This is a genomic window from Martinezella hainanensis (assembly GCF_900094555.1).
Lineage (GTDB): Bacteria > Pseudomonadota > Alphaproteobacteria > Rhizobiales > Rhizobiaceae > Rhizobium > Rhizobium hainanense.
This window is the reverse complement of sequence record NZ_FMAC01000008.1, coordinates 145,527-169,049: the sequence shown is the minus strand read 5'-3', so window position 1 is coordinate 169,049 and position 23,523 is coordinate 145,527. Positions and strand designations below refer to the sequence as shown.

The window sequence follows — 23,523 nt, the reverse complement described above, 5'->3', positions numbered from 1 at the left end:
GGGGCGGCCCGAAGTGAATGCCTGGCAGGGGTAGCAGATGGCGAAGAAGCCGGAGGTCGATAGCGCGGTGAAGGAAGGCCGGCGCGAGCGCAAGCGTCGCCAAACCCGCGAACGCATCGAATCCGCCGCCCTGAGGCTTTTTCTCGAGCGCGGATTTGACGCCACCACCATCGAGGATATCACCGAGGCCGCCGATGTTTCCAAGCGCAGCTTCTTTGATTACTTCCCCAGCAAGGAAGAGGTCGTTGCCGCCTGGCAGGATGGCTTCGCCCGTGAGCTGATCGGCGCCGTCGCCACCCAGCCCGAAGATGCTTCGGTTGTCGAAGTCATCGAGGCGGCTGTCAATTCCGCTCTTCGTACTGCCATCGCCGATCCGCAAAGCCTTGCTCTGGCTGCCCTGATCCACGATACGCCGACGCTTCAAGCCCGCGATCAGCTGAAATATGCCAAGCTGGAGAAGAAGCTCGCGGACGCGCTGCTTGCCCGTGGCAGCGGCAGCCAGGAGGAACGCTTCCGTCTTGGCATGCTTGCGGCCGCCGTCGTGACGATGCTGCGCATCGGCGGTGAGCGCTGGACGCAATCTCCGCAGAATGTTTCGGTGGAGCAGTTCGCTCGCACCATGTTCGATGAGCTTTGGGCAGCGCTTGCCGATCTCGGTGAGCAGGTACAACAGCGCACATGACCGCGCTAGGCTAGGGGAGCCCCGCCTTGATCGGTCGCAATGCATCGCACGTCGATGCATTGCATATGCCGTGATGCAGACCCATCTAGTATCGGGTCGCGACTGTATCTCTCCCTCGCGAAACCCACGATTTGCCCTTCAAATCTCGGCTCCTCCCCGGACGCCGGAAACGCCAGATACATTTCAGATCAGCAAAAGGGACTATAACCATGTCAGAATTCGACGCAGCCAAGTCCGGTCAGTTCAAGATCGGTGGTGACCTTCCCGTTCATCGTCTCGGTTTCGGTGCCATGCGCATCACCGGTGCCGGTATCTGGGGTGAGCCCGAAGACCATGACGAAGCCGTCCGGACGCTGAGGCGCCTGCCTGAGCTCGGCATCAATTTCATCGATACGGCCGATTCCTACGGGCCGGACGTTTCCGAACGTCTGATCAAGGAAGCGCTGCATCCCTATGGCCACGGTCTCGTGGTTGCGACCAAGGGCGGTCTTACCCGCACCGGCCCGAACGTCTGGGTGCCTTTGGGTCGCCCCGAATATCTGATCCAGCAGGCACACAAGAGCCTGCGCAATCTCGGTGTCGACCGCATCGATCTCTGGCAGCTGCACCGCATAGATTCCAAGGTGCCGGCGGCCGAGCAGTTCGATGCCGTGAAATCGCTGCTGGATGATGGCATCATCCGCCATGCGGGCCTGAGCGAAGTGTCTGTTGCTGACATCGAGGCAGCATCGAAGCATTTCAAGGTGGTGACGGTGCAGAACCGCTACAATCTGGTCGACCGCACCAGCGAAGACGTGCTCGACTATTGCGAAAAGCACGGAATCGGCTTCATTCCCTGGTTCCCGCTGGCGGCCGGCGATCTCGCCAAGGAAGGCTCGCTGCTCGATACCATCGCGAAGAAGCACAATGCCGCCCCGAGCCAGATTGCACTTGCCTGGGTGCTGAAGCGCAGCCCCGTGATGCTGCCCATCCCCGGAACAGGCAAGGTCAAGCATCTCGAGGAAAACACTGCGGCGGTCGATATCGTTCTGTCCGACGAGGAGTTCGCAGCGCTCGATGCCGAAGGCAAGAAGGCATTCAGGGCGGCTTGAACAGAAAGTGGTCCGGCCGGTAGCGGTTGCCCGCCGGCCGGATGCCAGCGGGGGCCACGCCCAATGCAAAAACGACGATCACAATCATGTGAATCTCGGGAGTTGGGCAAATAACGACTGTAAAATAGGCGCAAGCCCCCCGAAAATGCCGGCGCTATGCGATATTTTCGGCATCCATGAAGAAAGCAATGCGCTCACTGCAATGCTGCAATGCGAAAGCCGGTCTATTCACGACACCTCTCGCGTTATATCTAATCTCTCGAAGGCAGCGCACTCCTCCTCCCAGCGCTCCTTCAATGATTGGCAACACTCCTCCTCCTCCCAGTTGCCAATCCGGATCAAGAGCCCGATGCATCCTCCTCCCGCATCGGGCTCTTTTTTTATCCTAACTTCCTCAATGATTTGCCGGACGTCTAAAGGCGTTGCGCCTTTGCAATGCCGTCGCGAATTAGCATCGCATCATGTGGTCAGGAACCGCTGGAGTCGCTTGCGCCGCAGGTATCCATGCGTAGAGTGGCGCAACGTTATGGCGGTAAGGAAGGGTTGCATGATGCAGCGCATGACGGGTTCGGACCGATGGGGAAAGCTCTTTTTCCGAACTGTAGCGATCGTTGCGACATTGTCGCTGGCCGCATGCGGCCGTCCCATCGGGGTCATGCAGCCCGTCAGTGAAAACGTGCCGGGCACATCCAAGGTTGATCTCCTTGTTGCGACGACACGCCTGCCGGACAAGGACCCGGCCATTCTGTTTTCGGGCGAGCGCGGACCGGGGCTCAAGGTCGATGCCGTCAGTGTCTCCATCCCGCCGGAGGCCAATCGCAAGGTCGGTCAGGTGCAGTGGCCGAACCGTCTGCCAGGTAATCCGCTGAAGAATTTCGTCACCACCGCCGTCAAGCCCTTGGCGACAGAGGCGGATGGTCGCGCCTGGCTGCATGCGGAACTGCCGAAAAACAAGCGGGTGCTGATCTTCGTGCATGGCTTCAACAACCGCTATGAGGATGCAGTCTACCGCTTTGCGCAGATCGTTCACGATTCGCATGCCGACGTCGCGCCGATCGTGTTTACTTGGCCGTCGCGCGCCAGCATTTTCGACTATGCTTATGACAAGGAAAGCACCAACTATTCCCGCGACTCGCTGGAAGAGCTGCTGCGCCGCGTCGCGGCCGATCCTTCCGTCGGCGACATCACCGTCATGGCGCATTCGATGGGCAGCTGGCTCGCGGTCGAATCGCTACGGCAGATGGCGATCCGCAATGGCCGCGTCGCGCCGAAGATCAAGAACGTCATCCTGGCGTCGCCCGATCTCGATGTCGATGTCTTCGGAAGGCAGTTCGCGGCACTCGGCAAGGACAAGCCGCATTTCACGCTGTTCGTCTCGCGCGATGATCGCGCGCTTTCCCTCTCACGCCGTATTTCCGGCAATATCGACCGCCTCGGCCAGATCGACCCCACGGCCGAACCCTATCGCAGCGAGCTGGAGAAGCAGGGGATTACCGTGCTCGATCTCACCAAGCTCAAGACCGGCGATGGCCTCAATCACGGCAAGTTTGCCGAAAGCCCGGAAGTGGTGAAACTGATTGGCGCCCGGTTGATCGCCGGCCAGACGATCACCGATTCCGATGTCGGCATCGGCGATGCCGTCGGTGCAGTTGCCATGGGCGCTGCCCAGACAGTCGGCAGTGTAGCGGGTGCCGCCGTCAGTGCCCCGATCGCGATTTTCGATCCTCGCACGCGACAAAATTATGGCGAGCAATGGCGCCGTGTCGGCGCTTCGGCCGGCAATACCGTTGGCTCGCTCGGCGACAGTGTCGAGGCGACCGGCAGCAATGTCGGGGAAGCGCTGCAGCAATAATTCATTCGTGACGCGATCTGCAGCGGCAGCCTTCACGGCCGCTACAAAACCCCATAGCTATGCCGAGCAATCTGATATATCAGAGAATCGAACCCATTGGCGCGAATGGTTTTGGACATCACCGGCGACAGGTCGGCTGGCGGCCGATATGATAACAGGGATCAAACCGACGCTCGGCAGGACGCCGTTCGCATCAGCCGCAACCAGGAGGAAACCATGTCCGATACCGAAAAGCCCGTTGCACTGATTACCGGCGGTGGCCGTGGCATGGGCGAAGCGATTGCCCGTGAGCTTGCCGCCAATGGCTATCGGCTGGCGCTGATGTCGCCGTCGGAAAGCTGCGAGGCGCTGGCAGCCGAGCTCGGCGGCGTCGCCTCGCGCGGTGTTGCCGAAAAGGCGGAAGATATCCAGGCGATCTTCGACCTGACGATGAAGACCTATGGCCGCATCGATGCCGTGGTCAATCACACTGGTCATCCGCCAAAGGGCGATCTGCTCGATATTTCGGACGAGAACTGGACGCTCGGCTCGGATATGATGATCCTGTCGCTCGTGCGTATGGCGCGGCTGGTGACGCCGGTCATGCTGAAGCAGGGCAAGGGCGCCTTCGTCAACATCACCACATTCGCCGCCTATGAGCCGTCGCTGGTCTTCCCGGTTTCCTGCACATATCGCGCCGCCGCCGGCGCCTTCACCAAGCTCTATTCCGATCGCTACGCGGCCGACAATATCCGCATGAACTGCATCCTGCCCGGCTATATCGACAGCTTGAACCACAAGCCGGAAACGGCCGACAAGGTACCGATGAAGCGCATCGGCCTGATGAGCGAAATCGCCAAGACGGCGGCCTTCCTGCTGTCGGATGGCGCAGGCTACATCACCGGCCAGAATATCCGCGTCGACGGCGGCATTACGCGACACGTCTGATTGGAGCCTATGAGATGAGATGGAAGCGCACGATCCAGCTGCTGGATGTTCATTGCGAAGGGGAAATCGGCAAGGTTGCCATCGGCGGCGTCCCAAAAATCCCCGGCAACAGCATCGCCGAGCAGCTTCATTGGCTGAATACCGATCCGAAGGGGCAGGAGCTGCGCCGCTTTCTCGTGCTGGAGCCGCGCGGTGCGCCGATCGGCTCCGTCAATCTTCTGTTGCCGGCTAAGAATCCCGATGCCGACGCCGGCTTCATCATCCTGCAACCGGATCAGGCGCATGCGAGCTCGGGCTCGAATTCCATCTGCGTGACCACGGCATTGCTCGAATCCGGCATCGTCGAAATGAAGGAGCCGGAAACGGTCGTCACGCTTGACACGGCCGCCGGCCTCGTCCGCGCCACCGCAACCTGCCGTGACGGCCGTTGCGAGAAGGTGCGGCTGACCATGGTGCCATCCTTCGTACATGAGCTCGATGTTGCACTCGATACGGCGCAATGGGGCAGGGTCACGCTCGACCTCTGCTATGGCGGTATCTTCTATGCGCTCGTCGATGTCGGCCAGATCGGCCTGACCATCGAAAAGTCCAATGCGGCTGCCCTCGTTCAGGCCGGCATGGTCATCAAGGAAGCGATCAACCGGGCGATGACCGTCGTTCACCCGGAAATTCCGGCGATTTCAGGCGTTGCCTATGTGATGTTCCGCGACATCGATGCCGATGGAGCCATCCGCACCTGCACCACCATGTGGCCTGGCCGCGCCGACCGTTCACCCTGCGGCACTGGTAATTCTGCCAATCTCGCGACGCTGCATGCGCGCGGCAAAGCCAGGGTCGGCGATGTCTTCAAATCCCGTTCGATCATCGGTTCGGAGTTCGAAGTCGGCCTGCAGGCGGAGACAGAGGTGGCCGGCAAGCCGGCTATCATCCCGACGATCACCGGCCGCGGCTTCACCTTCGGCCTTAGCCAGGTGGCCCTCGACCCCTTCGATCCAATGTCGGAAGGCTTTGCCATGACGGATGTCTGGGGACCTTCGGCGGGGGATATTTGAGGCTAGAAGAGGAATCCACTCCCTTGCATCGCATGGAGAGTTCGGCCCCTCACCCTAACCCTCTCCCCGTTTGGACGGGGAGAGAGGACTAGTTCTGCATCTTCGTCTAGGCAAATTGCCGGAAGGAAGGCTGCAGGTGCGTCCATCCCCTTCGCCCCGCGAGCGGGGAGAAGGTGGCCCCCCTTCGACAAGCTCAGGAGGCCGGATGAGGAGCACTTTCCTATCCCTGCGGGTAAATCACACCCTTGCGCAGAATGATATTCCCATAGAGCCGCGGCTCGCTGGTCTGTATCAGCGCATGCGCCTGCTTCACCCGCTCGTAGAATTCTGCCGGCAGCAACGGCACGACCCTGATGTCTGGCACATGCCGCGCACAGCATTCGATCATTTCCGCATGAACGGGATCGATGGCATCGCGGTCCTGCTTGACGGTCGCCCGGAATATCGCCTGTGGCACGAAATCGTCTATCGGCAGCACGCTCAGCACGGCGTCGAGCACGGGTATGACGCCGTGGCCGTCGAGGCGGATGAGACGGCGCCCATGTTCGAGACCGGGATAATTGCCGTCGACGAGGGCGATTTCGTCGCCATGGCCCATGGCGCGCAGCGTCGCCAGCAGTTCCGGGCTCAACAGCGGGTCAATGCCCTTCAGCATGCTCTATCTCCTTGAAAAGAACGTTTTGGTCGATCAGGTAGCGTGCGAAGATCGGCAAGCTCGCGCCGCCGATGGCGCGGGCCTGTGGCCCCACGGCGCCCTCGATGATTTCAGGCATGACGACCCCCTGGAGGTCCAGTTCGGCGGCGGCCTTCGTCGTCGCGCGCACCACGCGTTCCCGCACCCAGTCGGGGAAGCCGCCATCGATGACGGCGGCACTGAAATCAAGAACCGAGGCGGCGGCGACGATCGCCTGCGCCAGCGCCTTGGCCGTATCCTGAATCCAGATCTCCAGCGGCTCGCCGAAATCGATCCAGTTATCCGCCGAGTACCAGAGGGGGCGCGGGTCGAAACCGTGATCCCGCAGAAGATTCTCGAGCACGAAGATCGAGGCGATCTCCAGAAGCTGGCGGTTCTCGCCGTTGCGGCCGCGCACGGGCAGGGGGCCGAGTGCGCCGGCCGTCCCGGTCCGGCCAACGAAGACGGACGAATTCAGGACGATGCCGCCGCCGATGAAGGAACCGATGAAGAAGTAGACGAAATCCGGATACCGTGGGCCGACGCCGAAAACGAGTTCCGCGCCACAGGCGCTGGTAGCGTCGTTCTGCAGAAAGACGGGGTAAGCGACCCGCGAGGCGATTTCGGCTCTTAGGTCGAAGCCACGCCAGACATCCATGGCTCCGGACGGTGCTCCCACCTGCTCGGCCCAGTTCCAGAGCTCGAACGGCGCGGCAACGCCCATTCCGGCAATCTTGCGACGCTGCTCATCGCTGAGGCGCCCCTCCAATTCCTTGATGCCGGCCGTGACGAAGGCGATGATGTCCTGCGGCAGCGGATAGGGGTAGGTCTGATGGAGCTGCATCCTGATGCCGCCGACGAAATCCATCAGCACGAGGTCGGCGCTGCGCCGGCCGATCTTGACGCCGAAGGAGAGCACCGCATCCGGATTGAGACGCATGGGAATGGACGGCTGGCCGACGCGGCCGCGCACGGGCGCATTGCGCGACAGCAGCCCATCTTTCTCCAGCTCCCGCATGATGACGGACACCGTCTGCGCCGAAAGGCCGCTCCGTCGCGCGATATCGGCTTTCGAGAGCGCACCATGACGGCGAACGAGCGAAAGCACGAGCCGTTCGTTATGGGCGCGTACGCCAAGCTGGTTCGCACCCCCGGTGGGGTCGAGAATCGCGGGTGTTGTGGGTGTGTCCTCAGGGTCGTGCACGAGAGACATGGGCCTGCTCCTTCCATCATGGCCATGCCTTATTTCTTTCCAGAATGCCACATCGAATTAATAATTCAATCCGATTTATTTATTGACAGCCGGAAATCTTTAGGCTCAGATATGGTCGTAGGAGATGCGCATATGGCCGTGGAGGAGGTCCGCAGGAAATAATCCGACAGGCATGGCGCAACTTCAAGTCGGGTTCAGGCCCGGCGCTGCCGGAGGGTCCGGCTTTTCAAACATCGGGAGGATTGAATGAAGAAATCTGTTATTTCCGCAGCAGTCGCCGCTCTGGCGATCGGCGTTGCATTCGCAGCCCCTGCCAAGGCTGCCGGCGTATCCGCCTGCCTCATCACCAAGACCGATACCAATCCCTTCTTCGTCAAGATGAAGGAAGGTGCGACCGCCAAGGCCAAGGAACTCGGCGTGACGCTGAAGTCTTACGCCGGCAAGATCGATGGCGACAGCGAAAGCCAGGTTGCCGCGATCGAGAGCTGCATCGCCGATGGCGCCAAGGGCATCCTGATCACCGCATCCGACACCAAGGGTATCGTTCCCTCCGTCAAGAAGGCACGCGATGCCGGCCTGCTGGTGATTGCGCTGGATACGCCGCTTGAGCCGGCTGATTCCGCTGACGCCACCTTCGCCACCGACAATCTGCTCGCCGGCAAGCTCGTAGGGCAGTGGGCCAAGGAAACGCTGGGCGACAAGGCCAAGGATGCCAAGATCGGCTTCCTCGATCTGACGCCGTCGCAGCCTTCGGTCGACGTTCTGCGCGACCAGGGCTTCATGATCGGCTTCGGCATCGACCCGAAGGACCCGAACAAGATCGGCGACGAAACCGATCCGCGCATCGTTGGCCATGACGTCACCAACGGTAACGAAGAAGGAGGCCGCAAGGCCATGGAAAACCTTCTGCAGAAGGATTCCAGCATCAACGTCATCCACACGATCAATGAGCCGGCTGCAACCGGCGCCTATCAGGCTCTGAAGGCCGTCGGTCTCGAAAAGCAGGTGCTGATCGTTTCCATCGACGGCGGTTGCCCGGGCGTCAAGTCGGTCAAGGATGGCGTCATCGGCGCAACTGCCCAGCAGTATCCGCTGATGATGGCGGCCCTTGGCGTCGAGGCGATCAAGAAGTTCGCCGATAGCGGCGAGAAGCCGAAGCCGACCGAAGGCAAGACCTTCTTCGACACCGGCGTTTCCCTCGTGACGGACAAGCCGGTTTCCGGCCTGAAGTCCATCGACACCAAGGAAGGCCTCAACAAGTGCTGGGGCTAAGCCTCGCACGAATGTGATATAGTCCCTTCGGGAGCCGCGTCATGCGCCTGCTGGCGCGGCTCTTTTACAGGGAGCAGACAATCGCAACAGTCACGTCGGTCGGGCTCAGATCCTGGCTGGCCCCTAACAGCCGGCGGTTTCCGCGCATGTGCGCGGTGGCGGAGGAATAATTATGTCCGGAGCACAGGAATTCGAACGTGTTCTCGACGGCAGCGACAAGAACGTCGCTTCGTTCGAGCACAACGATGTCTCTCTTTTGAAGCGCGTGCAGCACTTTCTGCATTCGACGCCGGCGGCGGTGCCGCTGATCGTCCTGGTGCTGGCGATCGTGATCTTCGGTATCACGATCGGCGGGAAGTTCTTTTCCGCCTATACGCTGACGCTGATCCTGCAGCAGATCGCCATCGTCGGCATTCTCGGCGCGGCGCAGACGCTGGTTATCCTGACCGCCGGCATCGATCTCTCGATCGGCGTCATCATGGTCATTTCCTCGGTCGTCATGGGCAATGTCGCCGTGACATACGGCTTGCCGACGCCGATCGCCATCGTTGCGGGCATGGCCGTGGGCGGCCTCTGCGGGCTGCTCAACGGCTTCCTCGTCGCCAATATGAAGCTGCCGCCATTCATCGTGACGCTCGGCACCTGGAATATCGTCATGGCGACGAACTTCATCTATTCCGCCAATGAAACCATCCGCGACACCGATGTCGATGAAAAGGCGCCGCTGTTGCATCTGTTTGCCGCGAGCTTCCGCGTCGGCGGTGCCGTGCTGACCCTCGGCGTCATCGCCATGGTGCTTCTCGTCATCGGCCTTTGGTATGTCCTCAATCACACCGCCTGGGGCAGGCATGTCTATGCCGTTGGCGACGATCCGGAAGCGGCGAAACTCGCCGGCATCCAGACCAAGAAGGTGCTTCTCGCCGTCTATGGCGTTTCGGGACTGATCGCAGCGCTTGCCGCCTGGGTCTCCATCGGCCGCAACGGCTCGGTCTCGCCATCGTCTGCCGTGACCGATTTCAATCTTCAGGCAATCACCGCAACTGTCATCGGCGGCATCTCGCTCTTCGGTGGCCGCGGCTCGATCCTCGGCACGTTGTTCGGCGCCATGATCGTTGGTGTCGTCTCCATGGGCCTCAACATGCTTGGCGCCGACCCGCAATGGAAGGTGCTTCTGACTGGCGTCCTCATCATCGGCGCCGTTGCGATCGACCAATGGATCAGAAAGGTATCGGCATGACCACGACCGGCGAACCCATTCTCACTGCCCGCGGTCTCGTCAAGCGCTATGGACGCGTGACCGCGCTCGACAATGCCGATTTCGATCTCTATCCCGGCGAGATCCTCGCCGTGATCGGCGACAACGGCGCCGGCAAATCCTCGCTGATCAAGGCGATCTCCGGCGCGGTCACCCCGGATGAGGGCGAGATCAAGCTGGAAGGCAAGCCCGTTCACTTCCGCTCGCCCATGGAGGCGCGCGAGGCCGGCATCGAAACGGTCTATCAGAACCTGGCTCTGTCGCCGGCGCTCTCGATCGCCGACAACATGTTCCTCGGCCGCGAAGTTCGCAGGCCCGGCATTCTCGGCTCGGTGTTCCGCATGCTCGACCGGCCGGCGATGGAAAAGCGTGCCCGCGACAAGCTGACCGAGCTGGGTCTGATGACGATCCAGAACATAAATCAGGCGGTGGAAACGCTCTCCGGCGGCCAGCGTCAGGGTGTGGCCGTGGCGCGCGCCGCCGCCTTCGGCTCCAAGGTCGTCATCATGGACGAACCGACGGCCGCCCTCGGCGTCAAGGAAAGCCGCAAGGTTCTCGAACTCATCCTTGACGTGCGCGCTCGCGGCTTGCCGATCGTGCTGATCTCGCACAATATGCCGCACGTCTTCGAGGTGGCGGACCGCATTCATATCCATCGCCTTGGACGACGCCTGACCGTCATCAATCCCAAGGATTATACCATGTCCGATGCTGTTGCCTTCATGACCGGCGCCAAGGCTCCGCCGGTCGAGAATGTTGCCGCATGAGCGTTTCTCTTGACGATGTTGCCGGCGAGATCATCGCACGCGCCGGCAACACGAAACGTTTCCTGGTCGCGATTGCCGGCCCTCCCGGCGCCGGCAAATCCACACTGGCCGACAATGTCGCCAAGGCATTGAAGGCTAGGAGCGAGAGCGCGGAAGTCCTGCCGATGGACGGCTTCCACATGGATAATGCGGTCCTGATCGAGAAGGGACTTTTGAAGCGGAAGGGCGTGCCTGACAGTTTCGACGTGCGCGCCTTTCTCGATATCGTCAGGGCCGTGCGCGCCGCCGATCAGGAGGTGCTGGTGCCGGTCTTCGACCGTTCGCGAGAGATTGCCATCGCCTCGGCCCGCATCGTCTCGGCCGATCACCGCTTTATTGTCATCGAGGGCAATTATCTGCTGTTCAGTCAGGGGAAATGGGCTGAATTGGAAGGTATGTTCGACTATTCGATCATGCTTGCCCCGCCGATGGAAGTGCTGGAAGAGCGGCTGTGGGCGCGCTGGAGGGGCTACGATCTCGACGAAGAGGCCGCCAGCGCCAAAGTCTACGGCAATGATCTGCCGAACGGTCGGCTGATTCTGGAAAATCGCCGCCGCGCAGACGTCACTATCGACATCGTGCAGGATTGAGCCCGACCATCATTTAACCGCCGTCGCGGATTGTTTTGCGGGGGCGTATGGTGCTATCGAAGCGCGATAGCAAAGAGCACGATCCCGAAAAGGCCGAGGCGGCTTTCGGGCAGGATCGCGCTCACATTTCCAGAGGTCGCGCCCATGCAAAAGCTCACCATCCGCCGTCCTGACGACTGGCATCTGCATTTGCGTGACGGAGCCATGCTCGAAGGCGTGATCGGCGACACCTCCAGGCATTTCGCCCGTGCCATCATCATGCCCAATCTCGTGCCGCCGGTCGTAACCACAGCGGATGCGACCGCTTATCGCGAGCGTATCTTGAAAGCGCTGCCGGCGGGCGATCGTTTCCAGCCGCTGATGACGCTCTATCTGACCGAACACACCAATCCCGACGATGTCGAGGAGGGCAAGAAGAGCGGTCTCATCTCAGCCGTCAAACTTTATCCGGCCGGTGCGACGACCAATTCGCATGGCGGCGTACGGGATCTCAACAAGGCAATGCCGGTGCTGGAACGCATGGCGAAGATCGGCCTGCCGCTCTGCGTGCATGGCGAGGTCACGACGCCGGAGGTCGATATTTTCGATCGTGAGGCCGTGTTTATCGAGACCGTGCTCGATCCGCTGCGCCAGCGCCTGCCGGAATTGAAGGTCACGATGGAACATGTGACGACATCGGACGGCGTGAATTACATCAAATCGGCAAAGGCCAATCTCGCTGGCTCGATCACGACGCATCACCTTATCATCAATCGCAATGCCATCCTCGTCGGCGGCATTCGCCCGCATTATTACTGCCTGCCGGTCGCCAAGCGCGAAAGCCATCGTCTGGCGCTGCGTGCCGCAGCAACGAGCGGCGACGCCAGGTTCTTCCTCGGTACGGATTCCGCACCGCATGTCGATCCGCTGAAGGAATGCGCTTGCGGCTGCGCCGGCATTTACACGTCGATCAACACCATGAGCTGCCTTGCCCATGTCTTCGAGCAGGAAGGCGCATTGGACAAGCTTGAGGCTTTTGCATCCCTGAACGGTCCGGCCTGGTATGGCCTGCCGGTCAACGAGGATAGCATCACTTTGGTGCGACGGGTTGAGGCTGTAACCTTCCCGGCAAGGGTTGAAACTGGCGCCGGTCCGGTCACCGTTTTCGATCCGATGTTCCCCCTGCACTGGGATGTTGAGACTTAATTTAAGTTTAATCTACATAAGTAAAAATATGGAGCTGTATTTCAACACTCCATTGGTGTATGCCGCAATTTGGAACGTATATTTTGTTGAAATACATTTTCTTTATTATTTGCCGTAACTAATTTGATACCCCTGGCGGCCTAGCGTGGCAGCAATCCCCTGCGGTAGAAATCAAACCGTTGAAAGAGCATGATGCTGGTCGATTACAACTCGCTTCTTCTGGCCCTCGGCGTTTCCGCGTCATGCCTTGCGGTTACCTTGGTCGGAAGCTGGTTCTCGCGCCGGCCCGATACTTTTCTCCTGACCTGCTCGGCCGGTCTTGTGCCTCTCGTCGGCGGCATCTTCATCTACGGCTCCTACGTCGACACGCCGCGCCCGGTTTTTGCAATTCTGACCTTCGTGCTGTTCTTCATCGGCTTTGCGGCGATCTGGGTGGCCGGCTACCAGTTCCGCACGCGTCGCTTTTCCAAAATTCGCTTCGTCTTTGGTTGCCTGGTGGGCATAGCAGCATCGGTCGGGCCGATGCTGGCCGGCTATGACGGGTTGGCATTTATCGGTGACAACCTCGTCATTTGCGTTCTTCTGGTTCTGACGGCGCGCGAATACTGGCTGAGCCGGCGTGAGGCGCCGACGCCGCTCTACGGCATCACCGCGCTTTACACGCTGACGGCGATTTCCTTCGCGCTGTGCGCGGCCGTATTGATCGCAGATGGCAAGCTCGTGCTCGGTCACGCGCCCAACAATTGGGCGGAGGATTTGAGCCTTGCGATCTGCATTGCCGGAATGACCGGGATCGGGGCGCTGTCGCTTGCCCTGCATCAGTGGCGTCAGGCCGCGTTTCACCGTCAGGAGGCGATCACCGATGCTCTAACCGGGCTGCTGAACCGTCGGGCTCTGTTCGATCTCCATGGGCGCCGCACTTTCGGCCCTTCCATGGCCGTCATCATCTTCGACATCGATCGCTTCAAGACGATCAACGATCAGCATGGCCATGCCGCCGGCGATCTCGTGCTCAAGCTTTTCGGCGAGGAACTTTCCTTCGGTTTGCGTTCTTCCGATACCGTGGCCCGTCTTGGCGGCGAGGAATTTGCGCTCGTACTCGACAATGCCCTGCCGGGTCGTGCGGAGCAGGTGGCCGAGCGGGTGCGCGATGCCTTTGCGGCACGGGTGGTCAGCATCGAAGACAAATCCTTCGCCTGCACCGTCAGTGCGGGCGTCGCGACCGGTACCATCAAAGGGCTCGGCTTCGACGACGTGCTTCGCGCTGCCGACAAGGCGCTCTACGAGGCGAAGCGAAACGGCCGCAACCGTGTTGAGGTCGCGGCCTATCTGCGGGCTGTCTAACCGGCAATCTTTGGCGAGCTGCACCGCCACCATACCAACGCTCTTAGAACAGCGCTTTCACGAAGGCGCATGCGGCCAAGAGCGAGGCGACTGTGCGTACATGGTTCCACCGCATCCAGTCGCTGAGATAGCTGGACCATAATTGTGCCGACTCTGCCAAATGGCCGTCGAGCTTGTCCAGAGCATCGTTCAGCGGCACGTTGAACACCATGGTCGAAAGAAAGCTCGCGATGATATAGAGCGCAGCACCCGTCAGCATCATCATGCTGGTGCCGCCCCGCCAGTAAAGAATGGCCATCACGGCGATGAAGATCGAGAGCGCTGCCGTCAGCAGGAACAGCACGATGAAGGGCGAACGCACGATTGTCGTGTTGATCGATTGCATCGCCGCGATCCCTTGATCGACGGGAAGGCGGGCAAAGGCCTGCATGACAAAGGTCGAGAAGGCGAAATAGACGCCGGCGAGAAGGCCGCTGCTGATCGCGGCGACGATGAGGGCGATAGTCGTGATCGGAAAGGTCATGGCTGGACACTCCAGATGCCGGTTGCGGCGGTTTCACGGGCGTAGTCGGAAAAGTTTTTGGCTTTCCTGCCAAGGATCTGGCTGACGCCATCCATGACAGGCGAGTTGCGGCCATCGAGAACCTGCGTGAAGAGTTCATGCAGGAGATCAGTCGTCTCCTGCGGCAGTCCGTAGGCGGTCATCTCGGCGATAAAGGCTTCGATTGGAACCGTTTCGTATTGGACGGTCCTATTGGAAGCGGCCGCGATTTCGGAAACCGCCTGGCGAAAGGTCAGGGCGTAGGGTCCCGTCAACTCGTAGGTCTGATTGCGATGGCGGGGATCGATGAGACATTCGACGGCTGCGTCGGCAATGTCGTCTGCATCGATGAAAGGCTCCGGTACATCGCCGGCCGGCAACGCCAGCTTTCCCTGCAGAATTCCGTCCATGAAGGCGCCCTCGCTGAAATTCTGGCTGAACCAGCTGGCGCGCAATACGGTGTAGTCTATGCCGGCAGCCTTGAGCCTCTCCTCGCTGCGAACGGCGCCGTCTTCACCACGCCCGGAGAGCAGGACGATATGTCCCACACCGGCTTCTGCTGCCGTCTTCGCAAGCACACCGATAGCCTCAGCCGCCCAGTCGACCGAAAGATCGGGCTGGAACGTGACATAAGCGGTAGAAGCGCCTTCCAGCGCCTGACGCCAGGTGCTGCGCTCCTGCCAATCGAAGCGGGGCGTCGTTGAGCGGGAGGCGGCGCGGACCATGATGCCACGCTCCTTCAGCCGCTCGGCGACCCGACCGCCGGTCTTTCCCAATCCACCGATGATGGCAATTGTCGAGATCTGCATTTCAAGCTCCTCCAGCGTAAAATGTGATAAACTCTCTCATTTGCGAAATGTGATAAACTCTCTTATATTGCTTGTCAACAGTCACAGGCAGGGAATGAAATGACCGAGGAACAGATCGCGAGACGCAGGCGCAGCAAGGACGAGGCGGGCACGCCGCGCCGCATCCCGAGCCAGCAACGTGGCCGTGAGCGCGTGGACCTGATCCTGTCGGTGGCATCCGATCTGATCGCCAGGAACGGCAGCGATGCGCTGCGCATGGGCGAGATCGTCGAAAAGGCCGGCGTGTCCTTCGGCTCGCTCTATCAATACTTCCCGGACAAGACAGCGATCATCCGCGTGCTGGCCGAGCGCTTCAACGAGCAGGGACGGCAATGCGTCGAGGATGAGCTGATAGCGATCCAAAGCCGCGATCAGCTCCCGTCAGCCCTTGGCCGGATCGTCGACGGCTACTATGCGATGTTTCTGGGAGAGCCCGTCATGCGCGACATCTGGCACGCCACCCATGCCGACAAGCTGCTGCAGCAGGTCGATGCCGAAGATATGGAGTGGCACTCCCAGGCTTTTCTTACCGTTCTCGAACGCCTCTGGCCGGAGCGCGACCATTCCGAGCTCGCAAGAACAGCGCGATTGACCATGCAGCTGGTCGCCGCTGCCGTCCGTTACGCGATTTCGATCGACCGCGAGGAGGGCGACAAGGTGATCGCGCTGTTCAAGACCATGTTGCCTGCCGACCTCGGGCTTGCCCGGTAGTTCGCTCGGACCCGTCTTTGCCCGCGGCAGCCGCGGCGATACCTGCAAAACCTTTCATACGTCTGGAAACTCGGGCCGCTTGCTGCTATTGCCGCTGGAACATTAGCGCTGCGAAGGAGGCCCCGCATGACCCAGATGATATTCACCGATCGCGCCGTCATGGCTGAGCTGATGGCCAGGATGCTTTGGGAGATCAAGGCGGTCCACTTCAATGCCGACAAGCCCTACAAATTCGCCTCCGGCATGGCGAGCCCGGTCTATATCGATTGCCGCAAGCTGATCTCCTATCCCCGCATCCGCTCGACGGTCATGGATTTCGCTGCCAGCATCATCGTGCGCAATGTCGGCTTCGAGCAGTTCGATTGCGTTGCCGGCGGTGAAACGGCGGGCATTCCCTTCGCCGCCTTCCTGGCCGAGCGCCTGAACCTGCCGATGATCTACGTCCGCAAGCAGCCGAAGGGCCATGGCCGCAACGCCCAGATCGAAGGCGACATGAAGGACGGCGCCCGCGTGCTTGTTATCGAGGATCTGACGACGGCCGGCGGCAGCATGTTCACCTTCATCGATGCGATCCGTGCCGCCGGCGGCATTGTCGATCATGGCATGGCGCTGTTCTACTACGGCATCTTCCCTGAGGCGGTCGAACGTTTTGCCAACCGGAAGGTCAACCTGCATCACATCACGACCTGGCGCGAGGTGCTTGCCGTCGCCAAGGAACAGAAGCTGTTCGACGACAAGACGCTCGAGGAAGTCGAAGCCTTTCTAAACGCGCCGCTTGCCTGGTCCGGCTGGAACGGCGGTATTTCGGAGTTGCCCACAAACTGACGCTTTGCTCTTGCACTGAATCTATCTAATCGATTTATAAGACTGGACACGACAGACGCGCTCTTTGGGAGGCCGGAATGATATTGTGCTGTGGCGAAGCTTTGATCGACATGCTGCCGCGGGATACGACGCTGGGCGAAAAGGGCTTTGCGCCTTACGCCGGCGGCGCGATCTTCAACACCGCGATAGCGCTCGGGCGCCTCGGCATTCCCACAGGCTTCTTCACCGGCATTGCCGATGACATGATGGGCGAGATCCTGCGCGACACGCTGTCCGCCTCCAAGGTCGATTTCAGCTATTGCGCCATCACGCCGCGTCCGAGCACGATCGCTTTCGTCAAGCTCGTCAACGGCCAGGCGACCTATGCCTTCTATGACGAAGGTACGGCTGGCCGCATGATCACAGAAGCCGATCTTCCGACGCTCGGCGATGATTGCGAAGCGCTACATTTCGGTGCGATCAGCCTGATCCCCGATCCGTGCGGCGCGACCTACGAGGCGCTGATGAAGCGCGAGCAACAGGCCCGCGTGATCTCCCTCGACCCGAACATCCGCCCGGGCTTCATCAAGGACAAGGCCGCCCATATGGGCCGCATCGGCCGGATGGCGGCCATGTCCGACATTCTCAAATTCTCCGACGAGGATCTGGAATGGTTCGGCATCTCCGGCAATCACGATGAGCTCGCCGCCCATTGGCTGGGTCAGGGCGCCAAGCTCGTCGTCGTCACCAAGGGTGCGGAAGGCGCGACCGGCTACACCAAGTCGCTGAAGGTCTCTGTGCCGAGCGAGCGCGTCACCGTCGTCGATACCGTAGGGGCTGGCGATACTTTCGATGCCGGCATTCTGGCATCGCTGAAGATGAACAATCTGCTGACCAAGGCACAGGTGGCTTCGCTGAGCGAGAAGGCGTTGCAGGATGCACTGGCTCTGGGCGCCAAGGCTGCGGCAGTCACGGTTTCGCGCGCCGGCGCCAATCCGCCCTGGGCGCATGAGATCGGGCTGTAATCGTTTATCTGCCCTGAAGGTGCGGAGAGGCCGCACCCCCCTCTGTCCCTATCGGGACATCTCCCCCACAAGGGGGAGATTGCTAGCTTGTAGCGCTCTCTCGCTCATCAAGTAGGCGTCGTCTCTGTTGAAGTTGACGCGTATTGTCTTTGTCGAGCCAGCAGCAAACTCCCAACGATCTCCCCCCTTTGCGGGAGATGTCAGCGAAGCTGACAGAGGGGGTAAACTCACCACATTGGATAAATGCGACCGGCCCGCAATCCAACCCTCCCCTTGAGGGGGAGGGTCGGCACGCAGTGCCGGGGCGGGGTGATCTTTCGGGCGAACGGTGAGTCCAGTCACCCCCACCCGCCACTTTGCGGCGACCTCCCCCTCGAGGGGGAGGTGGCTCAATGATTTACTTCGCGCGGCTTGCCAGCGCAGCCACCAGCCCTTGCGTCGAGGAATCGTGGCCGGCAGCGCTTTCCTTGCCTTCGATGACCGGAAGCAGGCCCGTTGCCAGTTCCTTGCCGAGCTCGACGCCCCACTGGTCGAAGGAGTTGATGCGGAAGAGCACGCCTTCGACGAAGACGCGGTGTTCATAAAGAGCGATCAGGCGGCCGAGTGCGAACGGCGTCAGCTTGTCATAGACGAAGGTGATCGACGGACGGTTGCCGGTGAAGACGCGGTGCGGCGCAATGAAATCGGCCTTCTTGTCGTCCATGCCCTTGGAGGTCAGCTGAGCCTTGGCCTCTTCGAAGGTGCGGCCCTTCATCAAGGCTTCCGACTGCGCCAGGCAATTGGCCATGAGTAGCTGGTGCTGGTGACGCAGGTTCGGCTCGAAGCCATTGGCGGCGATCATGAATTCGGCCGGGATGACGCTCGTGCCCTGGTGGATGAGCTGGTAGAAGGCGTGCTGGCCGTTGGTGCCGGGTTCGCCCCAGACGACCGGGCCGGAATTGCCTTCAACCGGCGTGCCGTCGATGGTGACGCCCTTGCCGTTCGATTCCATGTCGAGCTGCTGCAGGTAGGCCGGGAAGCGCGACAGGCGCTGGTCATAGGGCAGGATCGCGCGCGTGGGATAGCCGAGCACATTGCGGTGATAGAAGCCGATGAGGCCGAGCAGCATCGGCAGGTTTTCCTTGAAAGGCGCCTGGCAGAAATGGTTGTCCATCGCATGCGCGCCATCGAGGAACTTGCCGAAGTTTTCCGGGCCGATCGCGATCATCAGCGGCAGGCCGATGGCCGACCAGATCGAGTAGCGGCCGCCGACCCAATCCCAGAAGCCGAAGACGCGCTGGCTATCGATGCCGAAGGCAGCGACCTTGTCGAGCGCCGTCGAAACGGCGGCAAAATGATGCTGCACGGCGGCTTCGCCGAGCGCATCGGCGATGAACTTGCGCGCGGTCTGGGCGTTGGTCATCGTTTCGATGGTCGTGAAGGTCTTCGAAGCAACGATGAAGAGCGTCGTTTCCGGCTTAACGAGCTTCAGGATATCGGCGATATGGGCGCCGTCGATGTTGGAGATGAAGTGCGAGCGTGGGCCATCATGGAAAGGCGCCAGCGCTAGCGTCGCCATGACCGGGCCGAGATCCGAGCCGCCGATGCCGATGTTGATGACGTCGGTGATCGCCTTGCCCGTCGAGCCCTTCAGCGCGCCCGAGCGGATGCCGTCGGCAAATTTGCCCATGGCGGCCAGAACGCCGTTGACGTCAGGCATGACATCCTTGCCGTCGACCAGCACCGGCTTGTTCGAGCGGTTGCGCAGCGCGGTGTGCAGCACGGCGCGGTTCTCGGTGAAGTTGATGGCGACGCCCGAGAACATTTCCTCGCGCTTGGCCGCAACGCCGCCTTCGGCAGCGAGCTTCTCAAGCAGGGCGAGGATATCGTCGTTCACCGCCGTCTTGGAATAATCCATCAGCAGGTCGTCGAAAGAGGCGCTGAAGCGGGAAAAGCGTTTGGGATCGGCGGCGAAGGCGGCGCGAATATCGGTGGCCTTCGTTGCAGATGCGGTGCTCTTCAGTTGATCGACGAGGGCGTTCATGGAGGACTCCTTGCGGTTCGCGCCGCTTGCCGTCCGGGGAGGGCAGGGCACTCTGAGTTGGTCGCGGAAACTATTCCCTATGTAGGGCGTAAATCAAGTTCACGTATCGTCCAAAACGAAAAAAGCCGCTCGCGAAAAGGAGCGAGCGGCTTCCCGAATGACATGGAATTATGTCAGCCGCGCAACTCCTTGCGCAGGATCTTGCCGACGTTCGATTTCGGTAGCTCCGTGCGGAATTCGATGAAGCGCGGGCGCTTGTAATTGGTCAGGTTGGCTGCGCAATGCGCCTTGACGTCGGCCTCCGTCAGGGCGGGGTCCTTCTTGACGATGAACAGCTTCACCGCCTCGCCGGAATGCGGATCAGGGATGCCGATCGCCGCTGCCTCCAGAACGCCCGGATGCATGACCGCGACTTCCTCGATCTCGTTCGGATAGACATTGAAGCCCGACACCAGGATCATGTCCTTCTTGCGGTCAACGATCTTTGTGTAGCCGCGCTCGTCCATGAAGCCCATGTCGCCGCTGCGGAAGAAGCCATCCGCCGTCATGACGCGCGCGGTTTCGGCCGGCTGCTTCCAATAGCCTGCCATGACCTGAGGCCCGCGAATGCAGATTTCGCCGACTTCACCGAGCGGCAGCGAATTGCCGTTCTCATCGCGAATATCGAAGTCGGTGCCGGTGATCGGCAGACCGATCGTGCCGGAGAATTCGGAACTGTCGAAGCGGTTGGCGCTGGCGACCGGCGAGGTCTCAGAAAGACCATAGCCCTCGGTGATCCAGGCGCCCGTCATCTTCTGCCAGCGTTCGGCGACCGGCCGCTGCACCGCCATGCCGCCGGCAAGCGTTGCCGTATTGGAAAGATCGAGCTTGGTGAATTCGGGATTGTTCATCAGCGCATTGAACAGCGTGTTCAGGCCTGGGAACATGTCGAACTTGTATTTGCCGAGTTCCTTGATGAAGGCCGGTATGTCGCGCGGATTGGCGATCAGCACGTTATGGCCGCCGAGCGACATGCCCATCAGCGAATTCACCGTCAGCGCGAAGATGTGATAGAGCGGCAGCGCGCAGATGAAGGTCAGCTGCTCGGGGCGTGGCTTGTTGATATAGGCGGATTGCAGCCACAGCAGCAATTGCAGCTGGTTTGCGAGCAGGTTGGAATGGGTGAGGATCGCACCCTTGGCAACGCCGGTCGTGCCTCCGGTATATTGCAGGAAGGCGATGTCGCTGCCCGTCAGCTCCGATAGTTTCAAGGGCAGCCGCGAGCCCTCGGCGATCACGCTCTTGAAGCTGCGATGGCCGGGGATGGACCAGGCCGGCACGAGCTTCTTCACCTTGCGGACGATCAAGTTGACGATATGGCCCTTGAGGCCCAGCATGTCACCGAGCGCGGTCACGACAACGTGGCGGACATCCGTATGCGCCAGGACCTGTTCCACCGTATGGGCGAAGTTTTCCAGAACGAAGATCGCCTTGGCGCCGCAATCACGCAACTGATGCTCAAGCTCGCGTGGCGTATAGAGCGGGTTGACGTTGACGACGACGAGACCGGCACGAAGGATGCCGTAAACCGCGATCGGGTTCTGCAACACGTTCGGCATCATGACGGCGACGCGATCGCCCTTTTGAAGGCCGAGGCTTTGCAGCCAGGCGGCAATCTTGCGCGTCTGCATGTCGAGATCGCGATAGGTGATGGATTTGCCCATGCTGGTGAAGGCGGGTCTGTCGGCGTAACGCGCGCAGCTTTCCTCCAACAATTCGGCGAGCGAGGCATGCTCCAGCGGTGGCAGTTCCACCGGTACGATATCCGGATAAGAGGCAAGCCATATTTTCTTGACCTGCGGTCTATCCGAAGGAGCGGAGACTGAATTCATGCGCACTTCCTCCTTTACGCACCATCACCACGCCCCGCCGTCATATGCGGCGGCTATGCAGAGTGTCATTGGACGATCGAAAAGTCTCCCGCTTTTCGCATCGCCGCAGTTGTTGCTCTCAACTAAATCATCGGAGCACGTCCGAAGCTACAATAACCTTGACGTAAACGTCAATAATCGTCGTGTGCTCACGTTTTTTTACAGTTTTGAAAAAAGTACTGGAACTTTTATGACAACGGAGCGTTAATAGCGCCATGAGGTTAAACCCATCGGAGCATCGTGCTGCCTCAAAGAGCAGATCGGACGCTCCATAGTTTATGTGACGCGTATCCAAAAGGAGGTGCGCATATGCATAAAGAGAGTGCCGATTTTTCGGGTCGTGACCTTTACGTCAAGGACATGTCGATGCTGGTCGCCTGCGACCGAGTCGAGGGGTCCCGGGTATTCGGTTCGGACGGTAAGCAGATTGGTCATATCGAGCGCCTGATGCTTGAGAAAAGTGATGGACGCATCGCGTTTGTCATTCTGAGCTTCGGCGGCTTTTTCGGCATCGGTCAGGATCACTACCGGCTGCCGTGGGAGAAGCTGCGCTACGATGCCCGCATCGCCGGCTATCGCGTCAGCATGACCAAGAACGATATAGAAAAAGCCCGCCGTTTTGCCATCAAGGATGACCACGACCACAAGGATCATGGCCACAGGAGCCATGATTATTTCGGCGTGCCCCCCTATTGGATGTGAGCGCGCCGAGAGTGTGGACCCGGCAAGCCCCGCCGGCGCGGGGCATTGTTTTGTGCGGCCTTATTGAAACCGGCCATGCCTTTGCACGACCTCGATCTTGTAACCGTCGGGGTCGGTGACGAAGAAGAACAGCGCAAAGAGCTTCCCATCGCGATTGAGTTCCACGATCTTGCCGGGGTTGAGCCCGAGTTCTGTCATGCGCGCATGCTCGTCCTTGAGTTCTGAAACCGAAACCGCGAGATGCCCATAGGCCTCTCCCAGGGCATAGGGTTCCTTTCGGCCCTGGTTGACCGTCAGCTCGAGTTCGAAGCCGGTTTCGGCATTGCTGAGATAGATCAGCGTGAAGGTCTCGAAAGCGATGCGGTCGGCCATCTCAAGCCCGAAAGCTTTGGCATAGAAATCGAGCGAACGCGCCTCGTCGAGCACGCGGATCATCGAGTGAATCATCTTGGCCATCGCTGCCTCCGTTGAGTGTCTGGGCATATCCCGAAAAGCCAATGCCATCGGCAACGGGCGAAGGCAAGTATGCGGAAACTTGCCATATCTCCAGTCGAGCGCAGATCCAGGGTTCCCGGATTGCGATCGGTCTGCTTAACTCCCCGGCGCTCAGGCATATGTCTCAAGGGGGAAGCCATGTATTACGCCATTCTGGCCTATCATGAGGAAGACATCGTCGAATCCTGGAGCCAGGAGGAGGATGCCGCGCTCATGACGGACCTTCTGGAGATCAATGACCGCATGGTCGCGCAAAAGTCGCTGGGGCCGGCTGCGCGTCTCGGATCGACCCAAAACGCCGTTACCCTGCGGGGAAAAGGTGCGGGGCTGGTGATCGACGGTCCCTTTGCCGAAACCAAGGAGCAATTGCTCGGCTTCTACGTCGTCGATTTTCCGACGATCGAGGGAGCGGTCGAGGCCGCGCGCGAACTACGCCGCGCCAACCCGACAGCCGTCTACGAAATCAGGCCGATCTCGCTCTACCTGCCCGGCGCATCCTTGCCGTCGGGCGAGGGCAATTGA

23 protein-coding genes are annotated in these 23,523 nt (G+C 60.4%); 16 read left to right on the top strand and 7 right to left on the bottom strand.

The window, feature by feature from the left end:
• The first annotated feature begins 37 nt into the window (after nucleotides 1-37).
• The 5 genes from GA0061100_RS24130 (at nucleotide 38) to GA0061100_RS24110 (ending at nucleotide 5,604) form a co-directional block, all read left to right on the top strand.
• Complete coding sequence (locus GA0061100_RS24130) at nucleotides 38-682, top strand: TetR family transcriptional regulator (RefSeq protein WP_075855354.1); 645 nt, start codon at nucleotides 38-40, stop codon at nucleotides 680-682.
• Nucleotides 683-891: 209 nt separating this feature from the next.
• Complete coding sequence (locus GA0061100_RS24125) at nucleotides 892-1,773, top strand: aldo/keto reductase (protein ID WP_075855353.1); 882 nt, start codon at nucleotides 892-894, stop codon at nucleotides 1,771-1,773.
• Nucleotides 1,774-2,320: 547 nt separating this feature from the next.
• Complete coding sequence (locus GA0061100_RS24120; RefSeq protein WP_143525524.1) at nucleotides 2,321-3,625, top strand: alpha/beta hydrolase; 1,305 nt, start codon at nucleotides 2,321-2,323, stop codon at nucleotides 3,623-3,625.
• A gap of 216 nt (nucleotides 3,626-3,841) precedes the next feature.
• Nucleotides 3,842-4,552, top strand: a complete 711-nt coding sequence (locus GA0061100_RS24115; RefSeq protein ID WP_075855488.1) for an SDR family oxidoreductase — start codon at nucleotides 3,842-3,844, stop codon at nucleotides 4,550-4,552.
• A 14-nt stretch (nucleotides 4,553-4,566) separates the two neighbouring features.
• Nucleotides 4,567-5,604 carry a 4-hydroxyproline epimerase gene (locus GA0061100_RS24110; protein WP_075855351.1) on the top strand — a complete coding sequence of 346 codons (1,038 nt, stop codon included), beginning with the start codon at nucleotides 4,567-4,569 and terminating at the stop codon, nucleotides 5,602-5,604.
• Nucleotides 5,605-5,824: 220 nt separating this feature from the next.
• Here GA0061100_RS24110 and GA0061100_RS24105 read toward each other — a convergent pair whose 3' ends face one another.
• Both GA0061100_RS24105 and GA0061100_RS24100 read right to left on the bottom strand, forming a co-directional pair.
• Nucleotides 5,825-6,259, bottom strand: a complete 435-nt coding sequence (locus tag GA0061100_RS24105; RefSeq protein ID WP_075855349.1) for an RbsD/FucU family protein — start codon at nucleotides 6,257-6,259, stop codon at nucleotides 5,825-5,827.
• A complete protein-coding gene (locus GA0061100_RS24100; RefSeq protein ID WP_075855348.1) occupies nucleotides 6,243-7,490 on the bottom strand; it encodes an ROK family transcriptional regulator in 1,248 nt (415 codons plus the stop codon). The genes GA0061100_RS24105 and GA0061100_RS24100 overlap by 17 nt, the downstream gene beginning before the upstream one ends.
• Nucleotides 7,491-7,736: 246 nt before the next feature.
• On the opposite strand from GA0061100_RS24100, the gene GA0061100_RS24095 reads away from it, so the two are divergent.
• From GA0061100_RS24095 to GA0061100_RS24070, 6 genes are all read left to right on the top strand, one after another.
• Nucleotides 7,737-8,762, top strand: a complete 1,026-nt coding sequence (locus GA0061100_RS24095; protein ID WP_075855347.1) for a sugar ABC transporter substrate-binding protein — start codon at nucleotides 7,737-7,739, stop codon at nucleotides 8,760-8,762.
• A gap of 172 nt (nucleotides 8,763-8,934) precedes the next feature.
• Nucleotides 8,935-9,999 (top strand): ABC transporter permease, encoded by a 1,065-nt coding sequence (locus GA0061100_RS24090; RefSeq protein WP_075855345.1) that lies wholly within the window; start codon nucleotides 8,935-8,937, stop codon nucleotides 9,997-9,999.
• Nucleotides 9,975-10,784 carry an ATP-binding cassette domain-containing protein gene (locus GA0061100_RS24085; RefSeq protein WP_208621575.1) on the top strand — a complete coding sequence of 270 codons (810 nt, stop codon included), beginning with the start codon at nucleotides 9,975-9,977 and terminating at the stop codon, nucleotides 10,782-10,784. The genes GA0061100_RS24090 and GA0061100_RS24085 overlap by 25 nt, the downstream gene beginning before the upstream one ends.
• The gene (locus GA0061100_RS24080; protein WP_075855344.1) at nucleotides 10,781-11,413 is read left to right on the top strand and encodes a nucleoside triphosphate hydrolase; all 633 of its coding nucleotides are present in this window, start codon (nucleotides 10,781-10,783) and stop codon (nucleotides 11,411-11,413) included. The genes GA0061100_RS24085 and GA0061100_RS24080 overlap by 4 nt, the downstream gene beginning before the upstream one ends.
• A gap of 144 nt (nucleotides 11,414-11,557) precedes the next feature.
• Nucleotides 11,558-12,598, top strand: coding sequence for a dihydroorotase (pyrC, locus tag GA0061100_RS24075; RefSeq protein WP_075855342.1), 1,041 nt, complete (start codon nucleotides 11,558-11,560; stop codon nucleotides 12,596-12,598).
• 192 nt (nucleotides 12,599-12,790) lie between these two features.
• Nucleotides 12,791-13,942 (top strand): GGDEF domain-containing protein, encoded by a 1,152-nt coding sequence (locus GA0061100_RS24070; RefSeq protein ID WP_075855486.1) that lies wholly within the window; start codon nucleotides 12,791-12,793, stop codon nucleotides 13,940-13,942.
• Between the two features lie 43 nt (nucleotides 13,943-13,985).
• On the opposite strand, the gene GA0061100_RS24065 is transcribed toward GA0061100_RS24070, so the two are convergent.
• On the bottom strand, nucleotides 13,986-14,465 hold the full coding sequence (locus GA0061100_RS24065) for an anthrone oxygenase family protein (RefSeq protein WP_075855341.1): 480 nt from the start codon (nucleotides 14,463-14,465) through the stop codon (nucleotides 13,986-13,988).
• A complete protein-coding gene (locus tag GA0061100_RS24060) occupies nucleotides 14,462-15,292 on the bottom strand; it encodes an NmrA family NAD(P)-binding protein (RefSeq protein ID WP_075855340.1) in 831 nt (276 codons plus the stop codon). Before GA0061100_RS24060 ends, GA0061100_RS24065 begins: the two co-directional genes overlap by 4 nt.
• A 99-nt stretch (nucleotides 15,293-15,391) precedes the next feature.
• Between GA0061100_RS24060 and GA0061100_RS24055 the strand changes: the two genes are divergently transcribed.
• From GA0061100_RS24055 to GA0061100_RS24045, 3 genes are all read left to right on the top strand, one after another.
• The gene (locus GA0061100_RS24055; protein WP_075855339.1) at nucleotides 15,392-16,042 is read left to right on the top strand and encodes a TetR/AcrR family transcriptional regulator; all 651 of its coding nucleotides are present in this window, start codon (nucleotides 15,392-15,394) and stop codon (nucleotides 16,040-16,042) included.
• 126 nt (nucleotides 16,043-16,168) lie between these two features.
• Complete coding sequence (locus tag GA0061100_RS24050; protein ID WP_075855337.1) at nucleotides 16,169-16,867, top strand: orotate phosphoribosyltransferase; 699 nt, start codon at nucleotides 16,169-16,171, stop codon at nucleotides 16,865-16,867.
• A 77-nt stretch (nucleotides 16,868-16,944) separates the two neighbouring features.
• A complete protein-coding gene (locus GA0061100_RS24045; protein WP_075855335.1) occupies nucleotides 16,945-17,871 on the top strand; it encodes a carbohydrate kinase family protein in 927 nt (308 codons plus the stop codon).
• Nucleotides 17,872-18,268: 397 nt separating this feature from the next.
• On the opposite strand, the gene pgi is transcribed toward GA0061100_RS24045, so the two are convergent.
• Nucleotides 18,269-19,894: a glucose-6-phosphate isomerase gene (gene pgi, locus GA0061100_RS24040; RefSeq protein ID WP_075855333.1), complete on the bottom strand. Its 1,626-nt coding sequence runs from the start codon at nucleotides 19,892-19,894 to the stop codon at nucleotides 18,269-18,271.
• Nucleotides 19,895-20,067: 173 nt separating this feature from the next.
• Nucleotides 20,068-21,765, bottom strand: a complete 1,698-nt coding sequence (locus GA0061100_RS24035) for a long-chain fatty acid--CoA ligase (protein ID WP_075855332.1) — start codon at nucleotides 21,763-21,765, stop codon at nucleotides 20,068-20,070.
• Between the two features lie 348 nt (nucleotides 21,766-22,113).
• On the opposite strand from GA0061100_RS24035, the gene GA0061100_RS24030 reads away from it, so the two are divergent.
• A complete protein-coding gene (locus GA0061100_RS24030) occupies nucleotides 22,114-22,506 on the top strand; it encodes a PRC-barrel domain-containing protein (RefSeq protein WP_075855330.1) in 393 nt (130 codons plus the stop codon).
• Nucleotides 22,507-22,566: 60 nt separating this feature from the next.
• Here the strand turns inward: GA0061100_RS24030 and GA0061100_RS24025 are convergent, their stop codons facing one another.
• A complete protein-coding gene (locus GA0061100_RS24025; RefSeq protein WP_075855329.1) occupies nucleotides 22,567-22,962 on the bottom strand; it encodes a VOC family protein in 396 nt (131 codons plus the stop codon).
• A 177-nt stretch (nucleotides 22,963-23,139) separates the two neighbouring features.
• On the opposite strand from GA0061100_RS24025, the gene GA0061100_RS24020 reads away from it, so the two are divergent.
• Nucleotides 23,140-23,523 carry a YciI family protein gene (locus GA0061100_RS24020; protein ID WP_075855328.1) on the top strand — a complete coding sequence of 128 codons (384 nt, stop codon included), beginning with the start codon at nucleotides 23,140-23,142 and terminating at the stop codon, nucleotides 23,521-23,523.